16 protein-coding genes and 1 riboswitch are annotated in these 16,445 nt (G+C 60.7%); of the genes, 6 read left to right on the forward strand and 10 right to left on the reverse strand.

Features of this window, described 5'->3' with window-relative positions:
- Positions 1 to 10 precede the first annotated feature (10 nt).
- The 4 genes from DKB71_RS28280 to DKB71_RS28295 form a co-directional block, all read right to left on the reverse strand.
- The gene (locus DKB71_RS28280) at positions 11 to 1,375 is read right to left on the reverse strand and encodes a DUF1329 domain-containing protein (RefSeq protein ID WP_274074192.1); all 1,365 of its coding nucleotides are present in this window, start codon (positions 1,373 to 1,375) and stop codon (positions 11 to 13) included.
- A 30-nt stretch (positions 1,376 to 1,405) separates the two neighbouring features.
- Entirely contained in the window at positions 1,406 to 3,325 is a 1,920-nt protein-coding gene (locus DKB71_RS28285) for a DUF1302 domain-containing protein (protein WP_408598819.1), read from the reverse strand.
- Positions 3,326 to 3,662: 337 nt separating this feature from the next.
- Positions 3,663 to 5,345: a fatty acid--CoA ligase gene (locus tag DKB71_RS28290; protein WP_323606970.1), complete on the reverse strand. Its 1,683-nt coding sequence runs from the start codon at positions 5,343 to 5,345 to the stop codon at positions 3,663 to 3,665.
- A 152-nt stretch (positions 5,346 to 5,497) separates the two neighbouring features.
- Complete coding sequence (locus tag DKB71_RS28295; RefSeq protein WP_274074189.1) at positions 5,498 to 6,127, reverse strand: LysE family translocator; 630 nt, start codon at positions 6,125 to 6,127, stop codon at positions 5,498 to 5,500.
- Between the two features lie 91 nt (positions 6,128 to 6,218).
- On the opposite strand from DKB71_RS28295, the gene DKB71_RS28300 reads away from it, so the two are divergent.
- The 3 genes from DKB71_RS28300 (at position 6,219) to DKB71_RS28310 (ending at position 9,054) form a co-directional block, all read left to right on the forward strand.
- Positions 6,219 to 7,184, forward strand: a complete 966-nt coding sequence (locus DKB71_RS28300) for a 2-hydroxyacid dehydrogenase (protein WP_323627067.1) — start codon at positions 6,219 to 6,221, stop codon at positions 7,182 to 7,184.
- Between the two features lie 33 nt (positions 7,185 to 7,217).
- On the forward strand, positions 7,218 to 8,216 hold the full coding sequence (locus DKB71_RS28305) for a class I SAM-dependent methyltransferase (RefSeq protein WP_323606975.1): 999 nt from the start codon (positions 7,218 to 7,220) through the stop codon (positions 8,214 to 8,216).
- Between the two features lie 40 nt (positions 8,217 to 8,256).
- A riboswitch (yybP-ykoY riboswitch) is annotated at positions 8,257 to 8,379 on the forward strand.
- A 90-nt stretch (positions 8,380 to 8,469) separates the two neighbouring features.
- The gene (locus DKB71_RS28310; protein WP_008016665.1) at positions 8,470 to 9,054 is read left to right on the forward strand and encodes a TMEM165/GDT1 family protein; all 585 of its coding nucleotides are present in this window, start codon (positions 8,470 to 8,472) and stop codon (positions 9,052 to 9,054) included.
- A 123-nt stretch (positions 9,055 to 9,177) separates the two neighbouring features.
- On the opposite strand, the gene DKB71_RS28315 is transcribed toward DKB71_RS28310, so the two are convergent.
- The 4 genes from DKB71_RS28315 to DKB71_RS28330 all read right to left on the reverse strand — a co-directional run bounded on the left by DKB71_RS28315 (position 9,178) and on the right by DKB71_RS28330 (position 11,221).
- A complete protein-coding gene (locus DKB71_RS28315) occupies positions 9,178 to 9,996 on the reverse strand; it encodes a M48 family metallopeptidase (protein WP_323627069.1) in 819 nt (272 codons plus the stop codon).
- A gap of 113 nt (positions 9,997 to 10,109) precedes the next feature.
- Positions 10,110 to 10,733 (reverse strand): SOS response-associated peptidase, encoded by a 624-nt coding sequence (locus DKB71_RS28320; RefSeq protein ID WP_046818982.1) that lies wholly within the window; start codon positions 10,731 to 10,733, stop codon positions 10,110 to 10,112.
- Between the two features lie 35 nt (positions 10,734 to 10,768).
- Complete coding sequence (locus tag DKB71_RS28325; protein WP_274074185.1) at positions 10,769 to 11,029, reverse strand: putative signal transducing protein; 261 nt, start codon at positions 11,027 to 11,029, stop codon at positions 10,769 to 10,771.
- A 9-nt stretch (positions 11,030 to 11,038) separates the two neighbouring features.
- Positions 11,039 to 11,221, reverse strand: a complete 183-nt coding sequence (locus DKB71_RS28330; protein ID WP_274074184.1) for a CPXCG motif-containing cysteine-rich protein — start codon at positions 11,219 to 11,221, stop codon at positions 11,039 to 11,041.
- 140 nt (positions 11,222 to 11,361) lie between these two features.
- Between DKB71_RS28330 and DKB71_RS28335 the strand changes: the two genes are divergently transcribed.
- A complete protein-coding gene (locus tag DKB71_RS28335; protein ID WP_408598824.1) occupies positions 11,362 to 12,528 on the forward strand; it encodes a 1-acyl-sn-glycerol-3-phosphate acyltransferase in 1,167 nt (388 codons plus the stop codon).
- 85 nt (positions 12,529 to 12,613) lie between these two features.
- Here the strand turns inward: DKB71_RS28335 and DKB71_RS28340 are convergent, their stop codons facing one another.
- Positions 12,614 to 12,892, reverse strand: coding sequence for a hypothetical protein (locus DKB71_RS28340; RefSeq protein ID WP_323606981.1), 279 nt, complete (start codon positions 12,890 to 12,892; stop codon positions 12,614 to 12,616).
- 177 nt (positions 12,893 to 13,069) lie between these two features.
- Complete coding sequence (locus DKB71_RS28345; protein WP_056726255.1) at positions 13,070 to 13,654, reverse strand: YajG family lipoprotein; 585 nt, start codon at positions 13,652 to 13,654, stop codon at positions 13,070 to 13,072.
- Between the two features lie 199 nt (positions 13,655 to 13,853).
- Between DKB71_RS28345 and DKB71_RS28350 the strand changes: the two genes are divergently transcribed.
- Positions 13,854 to 14,087, forward strand: coding sequence for a hypothetical protein (locus DKB71_RS28350; RefSeq protein ID WP_274074181.1), 234 nt, complete (start codon positions 13,854 to 13,856; stop codon positions 14,085 to 14,087).
- 740 nt (positions 14,088 to 14,827) lie between these two features.
- Positions 14,828 to 16,336 carry a malate dehydrogenase (quinone) gene (gene mqo / locus DKB71_RS28355; RefSeq protein WP_323606983.1) on the forward strand — a complete coding sequence of 503 codons (1,509 nt, stop codon included), beginning with the start codon at positions 14,828 to 14,830 and terminating at the stop codon, positions 16,334 to 16,336.
- Positions 16,337 to 16,445 lie beyond the last annotated feature (109 nt).

Consider the following 16,445-nt stretch of genomic DNA (forward strand, 5'->3'; position numbering starts at 1 on the left):
TCATTGCACGTTAGCGAACACCATCCTGGCGCAACGCCGCCGGGGTGAAGTCGCTGGTGGTGGCGGTGAAGCCGAAGTCATACGCCGACTTCTCTTCGTTCTTCATGCCCAGCGCCAGGTAGCGACCCGATTGCAGGTCGTACAGGGTTTCCAGGGCGTACCACGGCACTTGCTTGTCGTAGTAGTTCTCGGCATGCGCCTCGGCAACGCGCCACAGTTGGTTGCGGCCGTCGTAGTGGTCGATCACTGCGGCCTGCCAGGTGTCTTCGTCGATGTAGAAGTCACGCTTGGCGTAGATGTGACGCTGGCCTTCCTTCAGGGTTGCAACCACATGCCAGACCCGGCGCAGCTCGTAGCGAGCCAGGTCCTGGTTGATATGGCCGGCCTTGATGATGTCGGTGTACTTGAGCTTCGGATCGTCGAGCTTGTAGGCGTCGGAGGCGATGTACATCTCTTTCTTGCCTTCGAGTTTCCAGTCGTAACGATCCGGCGCACCGTTGTACATGTCCAGGTTGTCGGAGGTACGCAAGCCATCGGCAGCGGTACCCGGCCCGTCATAGGACACTTGTGGCGCACGACGCACACGACGCTGGCCGGCGTTGTAGACCCATGCCGAACGCGGCTCCTTGACCTGGTCGAGGGTTTCGTGAACCAGCAGCACACCACCGGCCAGACGCGCCGGCGCGGTCACTTTCTGCTTGAAGTAGAACAGGATGTTGCCCGGGTTCGCCGGATCGTAATCCTTCATCTTGTCACGGAACACGAACTGGTCCTGGAAGTACACCAGGCTGAACGAGCCGTTCGGCTGTGGCGTGGCCTGGGTGACCAGACGGGTCACGCTGCCGCCGCGATAGCGGGTGATGTGGTTCCAGATCACTTCGACGCCGCTTTTCGGAATCGGGAACGGTATGGCGGTTTCGAAGTTCTCCAGTCCGTTACCACCGGACACCAGGTTGGTCTTGGTGGCGTTGCGCTTGATGGCGGCGAACACGTCATCCGGCACGGTTGCACCGCGATGGGAGGTGTAGACCGGCATCTTGAAGGTTTCCGGGTAGCGCTTGAACATCGCGTACTGACCCGGGGCGAGCTTGTCCTTGTACTGGTCGACGTTCTGCGCCGTGATGGTGAACAGCGGTTTTTCGCTGGCGTACGGATTGGACAGGAAACCTTTGCTGTCAACAGTACCGGCGTTCTTCGGCATGGGCTTCCAGGCCGGGATCGAACCGTCGGCATTACCGGCCATTTCGGCGCCCATCGGGGTCAGGCTCTTGCCCAGCTTGTCCGCTTCGGCCGCCGGGACCGCTGCCATGACACCGGTCGCCAGCAGCGAAAGCCCCAGGACACCGGCGTGGAACAGACTCTTGGTTATTTTCATGTGTATGTGCTCGTCCTGAAAATAGAGTGCTTAGAAGTTCACGCCGAAGCTGAGCGCAACGAAGTCGCGGTCATCCACGGTGGTGTACTTGCCGTCGAAGAAGTTGGTGTACGCCAGGCTTGCGGTGTAGGTGTTCTGGTACTCGGCATCGACGCCCAGGCTGACCGCTTTGCGACCTTCCTCGAAGTTGCCGCCAGGACCAGGCGAGTAACCTTCCACGTCGTGGGACCAGGCCACGTTCGGCTTGAGGTTCACACCGGCGAATACGTCGTTGTATTCCCAGATGGCACGACCGCGGTAACCCCAGGAGTTGGCCGTGGTGAAGCCGTCGTTTTCGCAGTAGCGACTGACGTTGTTTTGCGGACCGCCTGCCAAGGTACCGCTGTTCAAGGTCACGCACTGGTTGTTTGGCAATGGGCCAGGGCCATAGCTCGGGTCACGGCCGTAACGTGCCTTGGAATTGCTTTCCAGGCCGCCAACGTGGGTCCAGCCGACTTCACCCACCAGGGTCAGACGCTCGGCGCCCATCACCTGGTCGAAGAAGTGGGTCAGGGTCGTTTGCAGCTGGGTCACTTCCTTGCGGCGATAACCTTGTTGATCCTGCCCTGGGGTGCCCTGGAGCACGGACACGTTAGGGTTCAGCGGCGTCAGGCCGGAGAAGAGGATGTCGGTGGTGTTGAGCTGGACCGGAGCGTTCGGACGGTAGCTGAGTTCACCACTCCACGCGGTGCCTGTCGGCAGGGTGGTGGAGAAGCTCAAGCCGTACAGGCGGATATCTTCAGGGTATTCGACGTAGTAGCTGGAGTTGCCCGCCACAACCAACGGCAGCAGCTGTGCAGTCGCAGCACCTGCGAGCTGGGGCGGAAGACCGGCGCCAACCAGTGCGCCACCCAGAGCCTGCGGGCTGTAGGCGCTCGCCGGCGCGCCATGGCCGCTGAAAATCGGCGCACGGCTGTGGTAATTCATGAAATAAGCACCGAACTCAGTGTCCAGCGGATCGAACATGTACTTAAAGGAAACACCGAACTGGCCGCTGTCGCGGGCATCGCGATCTGGACCGCGACGAACGATGACGCCTTCGTCCGGGTTACCCCAAGTCACGCCCCTGGCAGCCAGAACGTTGAGAGCAGGTGTAGCAGCGGGGCCCAATGCGCTGCGAAGGCTTTGTTGGGTGCGCAGTACCGCCAGGTTATTGTCGCAACCATCGGCGATCACGTCCGGTTGCGAGAAGAAGGTGCCGCAGTTGTCGGCGACCGTCTGGTCCCATTCGATCTGGTAGAAGGCTTCGGTGGAGAGGTTCTCGGTCAGGCTCTGGGACACGTAGAACATGTTGACCGGAATTAGGCCTTCCTTGATCTCGGCACCGGGACGACGGAATGCGGACACATCGATCGGGTTGATCGAGTTGATGCCGCCGCCGATGAAGGTACTTTCACCCCAGCTCACCACTTGCTTGCCCAGACGTACCGAACCTGGCTGATCGGCAATGGCGTAGTTGTGGTAGACGAAGGCGTCGAGGATCTGGCCGCCAGATGACTTGGCGCCTTCCTTGCGATTGTCGTCGCTGATGTCCTTGAACGGGCGGCTCTCGTCCTTGAGCTCGAAGTCGTACCAGTATTTGCCACGGACGAAAATGCCGGTGTCGCCATACTTCAACTCAAGGTCATGGATACCCTTGAAGATTTTCGAGAAGGTTTCACCGCTTTTGAAGTTCAGGTGACCGTCATCGGAAGTCTGGGACAGGCCGCGGCCGCCGTTGTTGACGCCGATGAGGTTTTTGTTGGCGCTTTCAGTAGACCAACTCGCGCCGATCGACAGGGAAGAGTCGAACTGACCTTCGATTTCACCGATGTTGAAACTGACGCCGAATGCAGGCCCGGCGAGCGTAGAGGCAAGGCTGACGGCCAGAGGTAGTTTAGCCCGGCGCCAGAACTGGTTTACTGATGTCATCGACGCTACTCCATGTGCATTTTATTGTTATGGCAAATAGCACTTCTAAAAACGCTTGGATAACAGGGAGCCATGGCTTCCCAAAGTCATTCCAAAGTTGCATCGCCCCGGTTTGTGCGTTTGCTCCGTTCTTAAAAATCCTTGAGCGGACTATAGCCAGCAGGTAGTACTGCTTGATCCCTCTAAAGTGTGATTTGAGCCTGCCGACCACTCTGGAACAGTCCTTTGCCAAGCCGACAGGTGTCGGCACGGCAAGAATGGCTGAAAATACGGATTTGACAAGCCAAGCGCTTGCTTGGTGGGGCTGGCGTGCCCTTTCGGGCACGCCAAGGGACGCTTAAAGCGTCGAGAGGAAGGTGCTGTTGTTGGCCTGCCATTCGGTGATGTCGACGCGAATTCGCTTCTTGTCGAGCTTGCCGACACTGGTCTTGGGAATTTCAGTAACAAGGGCGATCTGACTCGGGATGGCCCACTTGCTCAGGTGCCCCAATTCCACGAACGGCTTGAGGTGCTCCTTGAGTTCCCGGGCACCGATGGCATGGCCCTCGCGCAGCACCAGCAAGGCAAACGGCCGCTCGCCCCACTGCGGATCGGCAATCCCCACCACTGCTACTTCGCGTACCGCCGCGTGGCGACTGATCAGGTCTTCGAGGTCCAGGGAGGAGATCCACTCACCGCCGGTCTTGATCACGTCCTTGATCCGGTCGCGAATGTCGATCACCCCCATGCTGTCCAGGGTCGCCACGTCCCCGGTGTGCAGCCAGCCACCGGCCCAGAGTTCGGCGCCCTTCTGTGGCTCGTTGAAATAGCCCTCGGTCAGCCATGGCGCGCGCAACACCAGTTCGCCCTGGGTTTCGCCGTCGGCCGGCAGGAAGTTGCCTTCGGTGTCGACGATCGCCGCCTCCACCAACGGCCCTGGCACGCCGGCCTTGATCCGGTAGGTGGTGCGTTCGTCCTCGGAACCAGCCATCAGTTCGTCATTGAGGTGCGCGCAGGACACCAGCGGCCCGGTCTCCGACATGCCGTAGGCGGCGGTCAACTGGATGCCCTTGGCTTTCGCGGCATCGTACAGCGCACGGTTGAGCGCGCTGCCACCGATGACGATTTTCCAACCGCCGAAGTCGATGTCCTGGGCCGCCTTGGCGTTGAGGACCATTTGCAGGATGGTCGGCACGCAGTGCGAGAAAGTGACCTTTTCCTTGCGCCACAGCTCCACCAGGTACTCCGGATCGTAGCGCCCCGGATACACCTGCTTGAGCCCGAGCATGGTCGCCACATAGGGCAGGCCCCAGGCATGCACGTGGAACATCGGCGTGATGGGCATGTACACGTCGCTGGTACCCAACAGGCGCACGCTGTCGATCGAACCCATGATCGTCGAGACACCCATGGTGTGCAGAACCAGTTGGCGATGGGTGAAGTACACGCCCTTGGGGTTGCCGGTGGTGCCCGTGGTGTAGAACGTGGTCGCCACCGAGTTTTCGTCGAAGTCCTGGAAGTCGTACTGCGGGCTTGCCGCGGCCAGCAATTGCTCGTACTCACCGATGAGGTTCGGCAGGTCGGCGGTCTTTTCCGGCAGGTCGGTCAGGAGCAGGGTTTTCTCGACCGTGGTCAGGTTCCCGGCGATCGCGTTGTACAGGCCGACGAATTCGCTGTTGACCAGGACAAAGCGGTCTTCGGCGTGATTCATGGTGTAGAGGATCTGCTCCGGCGACAGGCGCACGTTGATGGTGTGGATCACCGCACCGATCATCGGAATGGCAAACATGCATTCCAGGTATCGGTGGCTGTCCCAATCCATCACCGCCACGGTATCCCCGGGCTTGACCCCGGCGGCCGTCAGCACATTGGCCAGGCGTGCGACCCGTTCGATCAGGGTCGGATAGCTATAGCGCAACTGATCGCGGTACACGATCTCGCGGGTTTTCTCATAACGCGCGCCGGACATCAGCAGCCGTTTGATCAGCAGCGGAAACTGGTAAGCGCCTTCGGCTGGGGGGATAACGCGAGTCTGCAACATAAGAATCCCTTTTCTGACTGCTCGGTCGTGGCTGTAGAGTTAGCACTGTAGTGCCCCTGATCGCCAGCCAAATCAGCCAAAGGGATGATTTGCAGAGCCGCACGGATGCTAGCGTTGCGCCAGCATCCATGGGTCATTGTGAACGGTTACGCTCAATGCATTTCGGTAAACGCCAGTTTCACGCCAATGGCGATCAACACCGCGCCCATGGTCCGGTCGAACCAATGCCCCATGCGGGCGAAACCGGCGCGCACGCGCTGCTGGCTGAACAGCATGGCCACCAGGCAGAACCAGATCGCCGTTGCCACCGCCAGGTAGACCCCGTAACCGGCCTGCACGGCCAGCGGTGTGTGCGGATTGATCACCACGGTGAACAGTGACAGGAAAAACAGCGTGGCTTTCGGGTTCAGGCCATTGGTCACGAACCCCGAAGTGAAGGCGCCGCGCGCGGTGCGCTCGCCGGCTTCCTGGTGCAGATCGTCGGTCACGGCCTTGGCCGGTTGCGCCCGCAGCGCCTTGAAGCCGATGTACAGCAGGTAAGCGGCGGCGGCCCATTTCAAGGCGTTGAACAGCACGATCGACTGGGACACGATCAACCCGATACCCAGCAGCGAGTAGCCAACGTGGAGGAAAATCGCCGTACCGACGCCAAGCGCGGTCCAGGTGCCGGCGCGACGACCATGGGTCACGCTTTCCCGTACCACTACGGCAAAGTCCGGGCCGGGGCTGGCCACGGCCAGCAGGTGAATCAGCGCAACGGTCAAGAACTCGGTCCAGTACATTGGGGCTCCTTAAGGTCAAGCGTAACTATTTATTTCATCTGGTAGGCTCGGCAGATTACGCCTTCAGTTCATTGCACAAAAGGTACAGTTGATGACGAACATTCACCGCGCTGTTTTCCTCGACCACCCATCCCTGGACCTGGGCGATCTCGATCTCAGCCCGCTGCGCGAAGCTTTCAGCGAACTGCAGTTGTTCAACCAGACCCTGCCCGACCAAGTGATCGAGCACCTCAAGGGCGCCAGCGTCGCCATCACCAACAAGATCCAGATCAACGCGGCCGCCATCGCTGCCAGCCCCGAGCTGAAACTGATCCTGATCGCCGCCACCGGCACCAACAACGTCGACCTCGCGGCCGCCCGCGCCCACGGGATCACCGTGTGCAACTGCCAGGGGTACGGCACGCCATCGGTGGCGCAACACACGATCATGCTGCTGCTCAACCTGGCCACGCGCCTGGCCGACTACCAGAAAGCCGTCGGTGAAGGGCGCTGGCAACAGGCCAAACAGTTCTGCCTGCTGGATTATCCAATCGTCGAACTGCAAGGCAAAACCCTCGGCCTGCTCGGTCACGGCGAATTGGGCGGCGCCGTCGCGCGCCTGGCCGAGGCGTTTGGCATGCGCGTGCTGCTGGGCCAGATCCCCGGGCGCCCTGCCCGACCAGACCGCCTGCCGCTGGATCAACTGCTGCCGCAAATCGACGCACTGACCCTGCACTGCCCGCTCAACGAACACACCCGTCACCTCATCGGCGCCCGTGAACTGGCGTCGATGAAACCCGGCGCGTTCGTGGTCAACACCGCCCGCGGCGGCCTGATCGACGAGCAGGCACTGGCCGATGCCTTGCGCAACGGCCACCTGGGCGGTGCCGCCACCGACGTGCTGAGCGTTGAGCCGCCGGTCAACGGCAATCCCCTGCTGGCCCAGGACATCCCACGCCTGATCGTCACCCCGCACAACGCCTGGGGCAGTCGCGAAGCGCGGCAACGAATTGTTGGCCAATTGACCGAAAACGCCCAGGGCTACATCAGCGGTAAGGCGCTGCGGGTCGTCAGTTGATAAACTGCGGCACTTTTTTTCACAGGAGCAGTTATGGATCCGCGCAGTGAAGTACTGCTTCGTCAGGCTGAATTATTCCAGGGCTCGGTGTTGTTGGCCGGCCTGCCCGCCGACGACTTGCTGGGCCGCCTGCCCGACGCCCACGGCTGGAGTTGGCACGCCGGCGATCAGGCCGCGCTGGATGCGCGCTTTGCCGAGCGCAGCCATTTTGGTGTTGACGCGCCTGAGCGCGCGTTCGATAGCGCCGTGGTGTTTCTGCCCAAGTCCAAGGACCTGACCGATTACATCCTCAACGCCCTCGCCTCTCGGCTGGCCGGCCGCGAGTTGTACCTGGTCGGTGAGAAAAAAAGCGGCATCGAAGGCGCCGCCAAGCAGTTGAACCCGTTTGGCAAGCCACGCAAGCTCGACAGCGCGCGGCATTGCCAGCTGTGGCTGGTCACCGTAGCCAACGCGCCAGAGGCCAAACCCCTGGAAAGCCTGGCCCAGACCTATGAATTGCCGTTGGCCGAAGGCCCGTTGAAGGTCATCAGCCTGCCGGGCGTGTTCAGCCACGGCCGACTGGATCGCGGCAGTGCGCTGTTGCTGGAACACCTGGATAAACTGCCCAGCGGCCACTTGCTGGACTTCGGTTGCGGCGCCGGGGTGTTGGGCGCGGCGGTGAAACGCCGTTATCCGCACAACCAGGTCACCTTGCTCGATGTCGATGCCTTTGCCGCTGCCAGCAGTCGCCTGACCCTGGCGGCCAATGGTCTGGAAGCGGAGGTCATTACCGGTGACGGTATCGACGCGGCACCTATGGGTTTGAGCGCAATCCTGAGCAACCCACCCTTCCATGTCGGTGTGCATACCGATTACTACGCCACGGAAAACCTGTTGCGAAAAGCAGCCAAACATCTGAAAAATGGTGGCGAACTACGGCTCGTAGCCAACAGTTTCCTGAAGTACCAACCGCTGATCGAAGAGCACCTCGGGGTCTGCGCGATCAAGGCCGAAGGACAGGGTTTTCGCATCTACCGGGCAAAACGCGGATAGAAATTTGCACTTGCCTAATGGATTTTGCCTAGGCAGAATCCGCTCCGTCCTAGGGGAGTAGTCTCCCACGAGCGCCATGCTCGTCCGGCATGCGTCAACATACTTGGTCCTCAGGCCATGGCGCATGCGACCCAAGCATCCACATCAGATGGATCGCAGGGTTTGACAAGACCTATGACACGAACACCTTACCCGGGGCGGGAAGGCTGTACGTGTCATAGCCGTGTCGACCCGCCCCTTAGGAAAACCCCTGATGCTGGATTCACTACTGGTACCCACCGCAATCGTTGCCTTGGCCGAAATCGGCGACAAGACGCAACTGCTCGCGCTCATTCTCGCTGCCCGCTTTCGCAAACCCTGGCCGATCATCGCCGGCATCGTCGCCGCGACCCTGGCCAACCATGCGGCAGCCGGTGCGGTAGGCGCCTGGGTGGGCAGTTTCTTCTCGGATACGATGCTGCACTGGATCCTCGCGGCGAGCTTCGCCGCCACCGCCCTGTGGACCCTGGTGCCGGACAAGATGGACGATGACGAAGCCAGCACTGCGCGCAAGTTCGGACCGTTCCTGACCACGTTGATCGCGTTCTTCCTTGCGGAAATCGGCGACAAGACCCAGATCGCGACCGTGATGCTCGCCGCGCAATACCCGGAGCTGTGGCTGGTGATCATCGGCACCACCCTGGGCATGCTGATTGCCAACGTGCCGGTGGTTCTGGCGGGTAATTTTGCGGCGGACAAACTGCCATTGACGTTGATCCGTCGACTGGCGGCATCGGCGTTTTTCATCCTGGCGATTGTCGCGGTGTACAAGGCGATGCAGAGCAGCGGGTGGGTTTGACGCAGTAGGTCGATACACCGCGTTATCGTTCTTCGCGAGCAAGCCCGCTCCCACAGGGGAGCGCATTCCAACTGTGGGAGCGGGCTTGCTCGCGAAGGCGCCAGCAGCCTCACCGCATCTTTATCAGGATTTCTTGGCCTGCTCATAAAGCGGCATGACTTTCGGAATCGCCGCCTGCAACGATGCAATCCGGCTCGAGGACGCAGGGTGAGTGCTCATGAACTCCGGCGGCGAACCTTCCGACGCCTTGGCCATCTTGTTCCACAAGGTGATCGCGGCGTTCGGGTTGTAGCCGGCACGGGCGGCCAGTTCGAGACCGATCAGGTCCGCCTCGTTTTCATTGGCCCGGCTGTTCGGCAAGGTCATGCCGTAGTTGGCCACGGTATCCGCCAGCGCCAGGCTGTCCTGACCCAGGCCGAACAAGGCACCAGCGCCCTGCTTGGCCATTTCGATGCCATAGGCCTTGGACATCGCTTCACGACCGTGCTCGCGCAGGGCGTGGGCGATTTCGTGGCCGAGGATGGCGGCGATTTCGTCGTCGGTCAGCTTAAGGCTGTCCATCAGGCCGGTGTAGAAAATGATCTTGCCGCCAGGCCCGCAGTTGGCGTTGAGTTCATCGCTCTTGATCAGATTGACTTCCCATTTCCACTGGGCCGAATCCGGGCGGAAGACCGGCGCCTGGGCAATCAGTCGATCGGAAATCACCTGGATGCGCTTGGCATCGCTACTGGTCTTGTCCAGCACGCCCTGGCCGCTCGCCTCACCCACCGTCTTTTGATAGGACTGGGCGTACATCTGATTGACCTCATCCGTGGACAGCATGCTGAACATGTATTGCTTGCGTTCGACACCGACGGCGCCACCGCTGGTGGTGTTGACCGACTGACAGCCGGCGAGCAGCAGCGCTGCGCCCAGTGCACCTACAACGAAAATCTTGCTCATCGAAAAACTCCATGAAAACTGCCGCCTATCCTAGGCGTGGAAATGTATCGACGCCAGATACACAGGAGATAAGACGCCTTTTTCAGGCAAAGCTCTCACCAACACAGGAAAAATTAACCCGGAGTAAGACACTCCGGCCCATTGAGCTTCGGGTCATTGACCATGTTGGCCAGCACCCGCTCGCGCAACGCCGCGGGCTCGCTGGCGAGCAGGGCTTGCAGGGCATGCAGCGGCGTCTCGGGGTCGAGCCACGCGGCCTGCCCCGCCTCATCGAGAATCAACGGCCGGCGCTGGCTGGCCGCCGGTTGCGTGATCACCGCCGTGCTCAGCCACACCTGCTCCTGCACCGGGTACGCCTCCCAGATGGCGGCGAAAAACAGCGACGAACCCTCACCGGGCGTCAGCCAGTACGGACGCTTGCGCGTGGTGCCGCGCCATTCGTAGAAACCGTTGGCCGGCAGCAGGCAACGGCGCTGACGCAGGGCCTCGCGAAACATGGGTTGCTCGGCAACGGTTTCGGCCCGGGCATGGGCCGGGGTGCGGGACAGGTCGGTCAGCCATGGTGGTGTCAGGCCCCAGCGGGCACGGGCCAGTTCACGCTGGCCGTCCTGGCCTGCGCGCAGCATCAACACCGAATCGTTGGGGGAAATGTTCCACTGGGCCTGTTGATCGGCCGGAAAACCTGGCAGGGTCGCGAAGTCGCGATTCCAGCGAAACAGGGCATAACGTCCACACATGGGGTAGCACGACTCTTGATCAAACGAACGCCAGCCTAACAGACCAGCGTGCCGGGAAAGCTCTCCGGTTCATCGCCGGACAGCGGCAGCGCAGCATTGTACGCGGTGATCAGCTCACGGGCGTATTCGGCCTGGTCATTCTCCACCGCCAGGCCCAGCAGGCCGAAGATCGGCAATTCCCCCGTGGCGCCCACCAGGTCGCGGCCCACCAGATGCGCCTCGACGCCCTCGCTGGCGAGCATGCCTTGCAGCAACTCGCCTTCCATCAGGTTTTCCGGTTCGTAGATGCGCTGCATGGGTGCCCCTCACTCGTTTTCGCTGAAGACTTCCAGAAACCAGTCCTCTCCATGAACCTGCAACACGAACGTGATCGGCCGACAACAGACCTGGCAGTCCTCGATATAGGTCTGATCGCCAGCGGACAAGTCCACAGTCGTCTCGACTGTTTCACCACAATACGGGCATTCATACTGCGCAGTTTCCAGCATCGCGGTCTCCCAGGTGACTTGTGCGTATAATCGCCGGTCTATTTGCAGGGCTATTTTTGTCTGGACTACTTTTTCAGACCGTACCCTGCTGGTTTTCGATCAAAACCTTTACTTACCCTAGCCGTTTCTAACAAGAGAGCATGATGGGCGAATTCGATGCCATCCGACCTTACGACGATAGCGAAGTCCCAGCGGTGCTGGCGCGACTGCTCGGCGACAAGGCGTTTCTAGATATCCTCACCCACTTCCGCTTCCCGCGTTTCGCCGGCGCCTTGGGCTGGGCGCTCAAACCTCTTATAGCTCATCGGCTGCGCCGCGAGTTCGCTGGCATCACCTCGGTGGCCACTTTGCAGGACAAGGTCGAGTACTACGTCGACCACACCATCGAGCGAGCCACGGACGGTGTGACGTACACCGGCGTGGAGCAGTTCAAGTCCGGCAGCGCCTATCTGTTCATCGCCAACCACCGTGACATCGTGATGGACCCGGCCTTCGTCAATTACGCCGTGTACCACGCCGGCCTGCCGACCCCGCGCATCGCCATCGGCGACAATCTGCTGCAGAAGCCCTTTGTCAGCGACCTGATGCGCCTGAACAAGAGCTTTATCGTGCACCGCTCGATCACCGGTCGGCGCGAGAAGATGGCGGCGTACCAACTGCTGTCGGCGTACATCAACCATTCGATCCGCAACGATTGCGCCTCGATCTGGATCGCCCAGGCCGAAGGCCGGGCCAAGGACGGCGACGACCGCACCGAGTCGGCGATCCTCAAGATGTTCCACATGAGCCGCAAGGACGAGCCGTTCGGTGAAGTCATCCGCTCGCTGAACCTGACCCCCGTGTCGATCAGCTACGAGTACGATCCATGCGACCAGGCCAAGGCCCGCGAACTCTACATCCGCGCCACCACCGGCAGCTACACCAAGGCTCCGGGCGAGGATGACGTGAGCATCGCCAAGGGCATCACCGGCTACAAGGGTCGGGTGCACGTGAACTTTGCGGCGCCCATCACTGAGCTGTTCGAAGACACCAAGCAATTGGCGGTCGAGATGGACAAGCAGATCCTCGGCGGTTACCGCCTGTTCCCGGTGCACTACCTGGCCTACGCCCAATGGCAGGATGCCGACCCGCAACTGCAGGTGCCAAGGGCCAGCGAGATATTCCCGGCCGAGGAACTGGCCAAGGCCCAGGAACAATGGCAGCAACGTCTGGACGCCTGCCCCGAGGAGCATCGCCCGTTCCTGGTGCTGCAATATGCGACGCCGGTGCGCAATCAGTATCGGGTCAAGGCTGGATTGCCGCTTTAACGGCGGATACGACAACGGCGCCCTCGGGCGCCGTTTTTTATTGCTTTGACCTGTAGGAGCTGCCGCAGGCTGCGATCTTTTGCTTCTAGACCTGTGTGCTGATCCACGACACCAGCAACGCCAGCCCCATGCAGGCAAAGCCGAAGCGGTAGAAAAACCGGTTCATGCGCAGGGTGGCCCAATCCAGCGTCGGCTCCTGGTTTGGACTGCTCTGGCGCTGCGACTGCAGACTGGCCATCGCGCGCTGTTCGCGGCGGCGGGTGGCGTGCAGCAACCAACTGCCCGGAAAGGCCAGCAGCAAGGCCAACAGATTGATCAATTTGGCGGGATGGGCGGTAAACAGCGTCATCAAATGCAGCGACATCACAAACCTCAAACGTAACCGGGGCGGCAGGCACCGGACAGGTGACCGCGGGCGAATTCTACCGAAAGCCTGGGCGCCTGCCCCTGCCTTTGCGACAAATAACGAATCAAATGACCAATGGCCATGAAAAAGCCCGGGACCATTGCTGGCGCCGGGCTTTCGGCATCAGGCGAACCTTTACTCGCCGAGCACCTGACCCACGGTCGGGTCCTTGAACAAGCGGGTCAAGGCATCGCTCAACACGTCGCTGACCAGCTTGGTGTTGGTTTCCTGGTTCGGCGCCATGCCGAAACGCTGGTCCAGGGAGGCGCCATAACGGCCGCTGTAGCGACGGTTGGCATTTTGCACATCGGAGCGGAAGGTCGCGCCAATGGTTGCCTCGGTCACGTACATGCCTTCTTTGGGCGACTGGTACTTCAACTCGGCCAGGGTCACGGTGATCTGTGGCGCGTTCGCCGCATTGGCGGTCGGGGTGAAGCCCAGCAAACGCACGGCCGCTTCGGCCTGCGCCTGCAGTTTCGGCAGGATCTGCGCGCCCTGCACGGTAATCGCGCTGGTTTCCGGGTACAGGCCGCCACGGGTACCCAGGGTAGGCGACGGACGTCCGTCGACCACGCGCACCACCACCGGCTGGCCGTGGCCGACCGGCGCCAGTTGCGCCGTCAGCTTGGGTTCCGGGTTCAGTTGTTGCGGGCTGTGGGCGCAGCCGACCAACGTCAAGCTGGTCACAGTGATCAAACCGAACAACAGGCGTTGCAACATACTCTTCTCTCCAGAATCAGGCACTAACAGGCCCGCAGTATAGCGGTGCGCCGCTGCAGCGAACCAGCGCAACCATTGAGGAAAGTTCTGACAAATCTTTCAGAATCGGCTGCCTGTCACGCATCTGTCATCGCCCATACACTTGCGCGTCACGGCTCACTGCCATTCTCCACCGCAGTCACCCACAAGGTACTTCGCCATGCGCTTTCTCGTTTCGCTGTTCGCCCCACGCCCACGGCACCGCAGCTTTGCCCTGCTCGACAGCAACGGCCATTGCCAGGCATTCAAGCAGTGCAGCCTACAGCCCATGGGCGATGGTTGGGTCGAAATCGAGGAAATTCGCCTCAACTGGCTGCAGCAACCCCTGCCCGCCAGTGCCCGCGTCAGCCAGCATCCACCTCGCTCACGGGTGCAACAGTTGCTGGCGACCTGACCAGACGCCTAATAAAAGTCATTAAACACGACCAATTCCCTGCGTTTCTTCGCTACAATCTCCCCCCGATTATAAGGACGTCTCCTGATCGGGCCTCGCAGCATCGTCAATGCTTCGGTTTTGGCACCCCGCACCGCCCACAGAGAGCCGCCCACACAGATCGAGTGAAGCTGGCGCGCTTGCTGTTCCTCAAGCACAACCACCGCTTTTCGCGAATCTGCAGAGCTGTCATTACGCTCGGTCACTGAGCTGTTTGCCCGTATTGCCCGCCATGAATGTCCTGGCGGCAGACGTTCCGGGCACGGTGCCAGGCTGGGACAGCCCTTTTTTGAGGTTCACGTCTTCAAAAGAGCGTGAAAAAAACGGGTTTTCACAACTTCACAAGAGTGTGGCGAGCAAATGAATAGTTTTGCGTCTGAATATGCACCATTAGCGTCCAGTACAGCCCAACGACACAGGACCGAGTACACCTCGAATACCGGAGCCTGAAGCCTGTCCGCTACGGATTTGGTTGCACAAGCGGATGTATCGACCATAAGTCGAATTGCCAGTCGCCCGTTGAAATGAGTTCATAGGACTCTTAGTAGACCCGGCCGGTAGCATCCGTCGAAGTTGCGAAAAATTGCGAAGATTCGGACATGGCGATACTGCCATGAGTTTGAGGGGCATCACTGACTCGCCCCGGAACGCCTGGCAGCCATGCCGACAATTTGGTGCTGCAGATTTTGGAGACGCGTTAAATGGCGCATAACGAAGCAGTCGACGTAGTACTGGTTGGGGCCGGCATCATGAGTGCCACCCTTGCAGTACTGCTCAAAGAGCTCGACCCCGCGATCAAGCTGGAAGTCGTCGAGCTGATGGATTCCGGTGCCGCGGAGAGTTCCAACCCGTGGAACAACGCCGGTACCGGTCACGCCGGCCTGTGCGAGCTGAACTACACGCCGCAGGCTGCCGATGGCACCGTCGACATCAAGAAAGCCGTGCACATCAACACCCAGTTCGAGGTGTCGAAGCAGTTCTGGTCGTACCTGACCAAGAAAGGCACGTTCGGCTCGTGCAAATCGTTTATCAGCCCGGTGCCACACCTGAGTTTCGTGCAGGGCGAGAGCGGCGTGTCCTTCCTCAAGGAACGCTTCAACGTGCTGCATAAGCACCACGCCTTCGCCGACATGGAATACACCGAAGACAAGGCGACAATGGCAGAGTGGATGCCATTGATGATGCCTGGGCGCGACCCTGGCGAAACCCTCGCCGCCACCCGCGTGATCAACGGTACCGACGTCAACTTCGGCGCCCTGACCAACCAGTTGCTCAAGCACCTGACCAGCGCCCCCGATGCCCAGGTCAAGTACTGCAAGCGCGTGACCGGCCTCAAGCGCAACAACGGCGGCTGGACTGTCAGCATCAAGGACGTCAACAGCGGCAACAGCCGTGAAGTCGACGCCAAGTTCGTCTTCCTCGGCGCAGGCGGCGCGGCATTGCCGCTGCTGCAGGCTTCGGGCATCGAAGAGAGCAAAGGCTTCGGCGGTTTCCCGATCAGTGGCCAATGGCTGCGCTGCGACAACCCGGAAGTGGTCAAGCACCACCAGGCCAAGGTCTACAGCCAGGCGGCCGTAGGCTCGCCACCGATGTCCGTACCGCACCTGGACACCCGTGTCGTCGATGGCAAGAAATCCCTGCTGTTCGGACCTTACGCCGGCTTCACCACCAAGTTCCTCAAGCACGGCTCCTTCATGGACCTGCCGCTGTCGGTTCGCGCCGGCAACATCGGCCCGATGCTGGCGGTGGCAAAAAACAACATGGACCTGACCAAGTACCTGGTCAGCGAAGTGATGCAGTCGATGGAGCAGCGCCTGGAGTCCCTGCGCCGCTTCTACCCTGAAGCGAAAGCCGAAGACTGGCGCCTGGAAGTGGCCGGCCAACGGGTACAGATCATCAAGAAAGACCCGAAAAAAGGCGGCGTCCTGCAATTCGGTACCGAACTGGTCGCGGCCAAGGACGGTTCCCTTGCCGCCCTGCTCGGTGCCTCGCCAGGTGCCTCGGTAACGGTTTCGATCATGCTCGAGCTGATCGAAAAATGCTTCCCGGGCAAAGCCAAGGGTGAGTGGGCTGCCAAATTGGCAGAGATCTTCCCGGCCCGCGAGAAAGTCCTGGAAACCGACGCTGCGCTGTATCGCAAGATCAACTCGCAGAACAACGTTGCCCTGGAACTGGTTGAAGAAAGCAGCGAGACCCCAAGCTTCGCTTGATTCGGCCGCATAAAAAACGCCCCGTCCATCCATGATGGCGGGGCGTTTTTTTGTGCCTTTTTGTAGGAGCTGGCTTGCCAGCGAAAGGAGACGCCGCGGTATGCCAGAG

This window comes from Pseudomonas sp. PLMAX, from assembly GCF_046042685.1.
In the GTDB taxonomy this organism is placed as follows: domain Bacteria; phylum Pseudomonadota; class Gammaproteobacteria; order Pseudomonadales; family Pseudomonadaceae; genus Aquipseudomonas; species Aquipseudomonas putida_AE.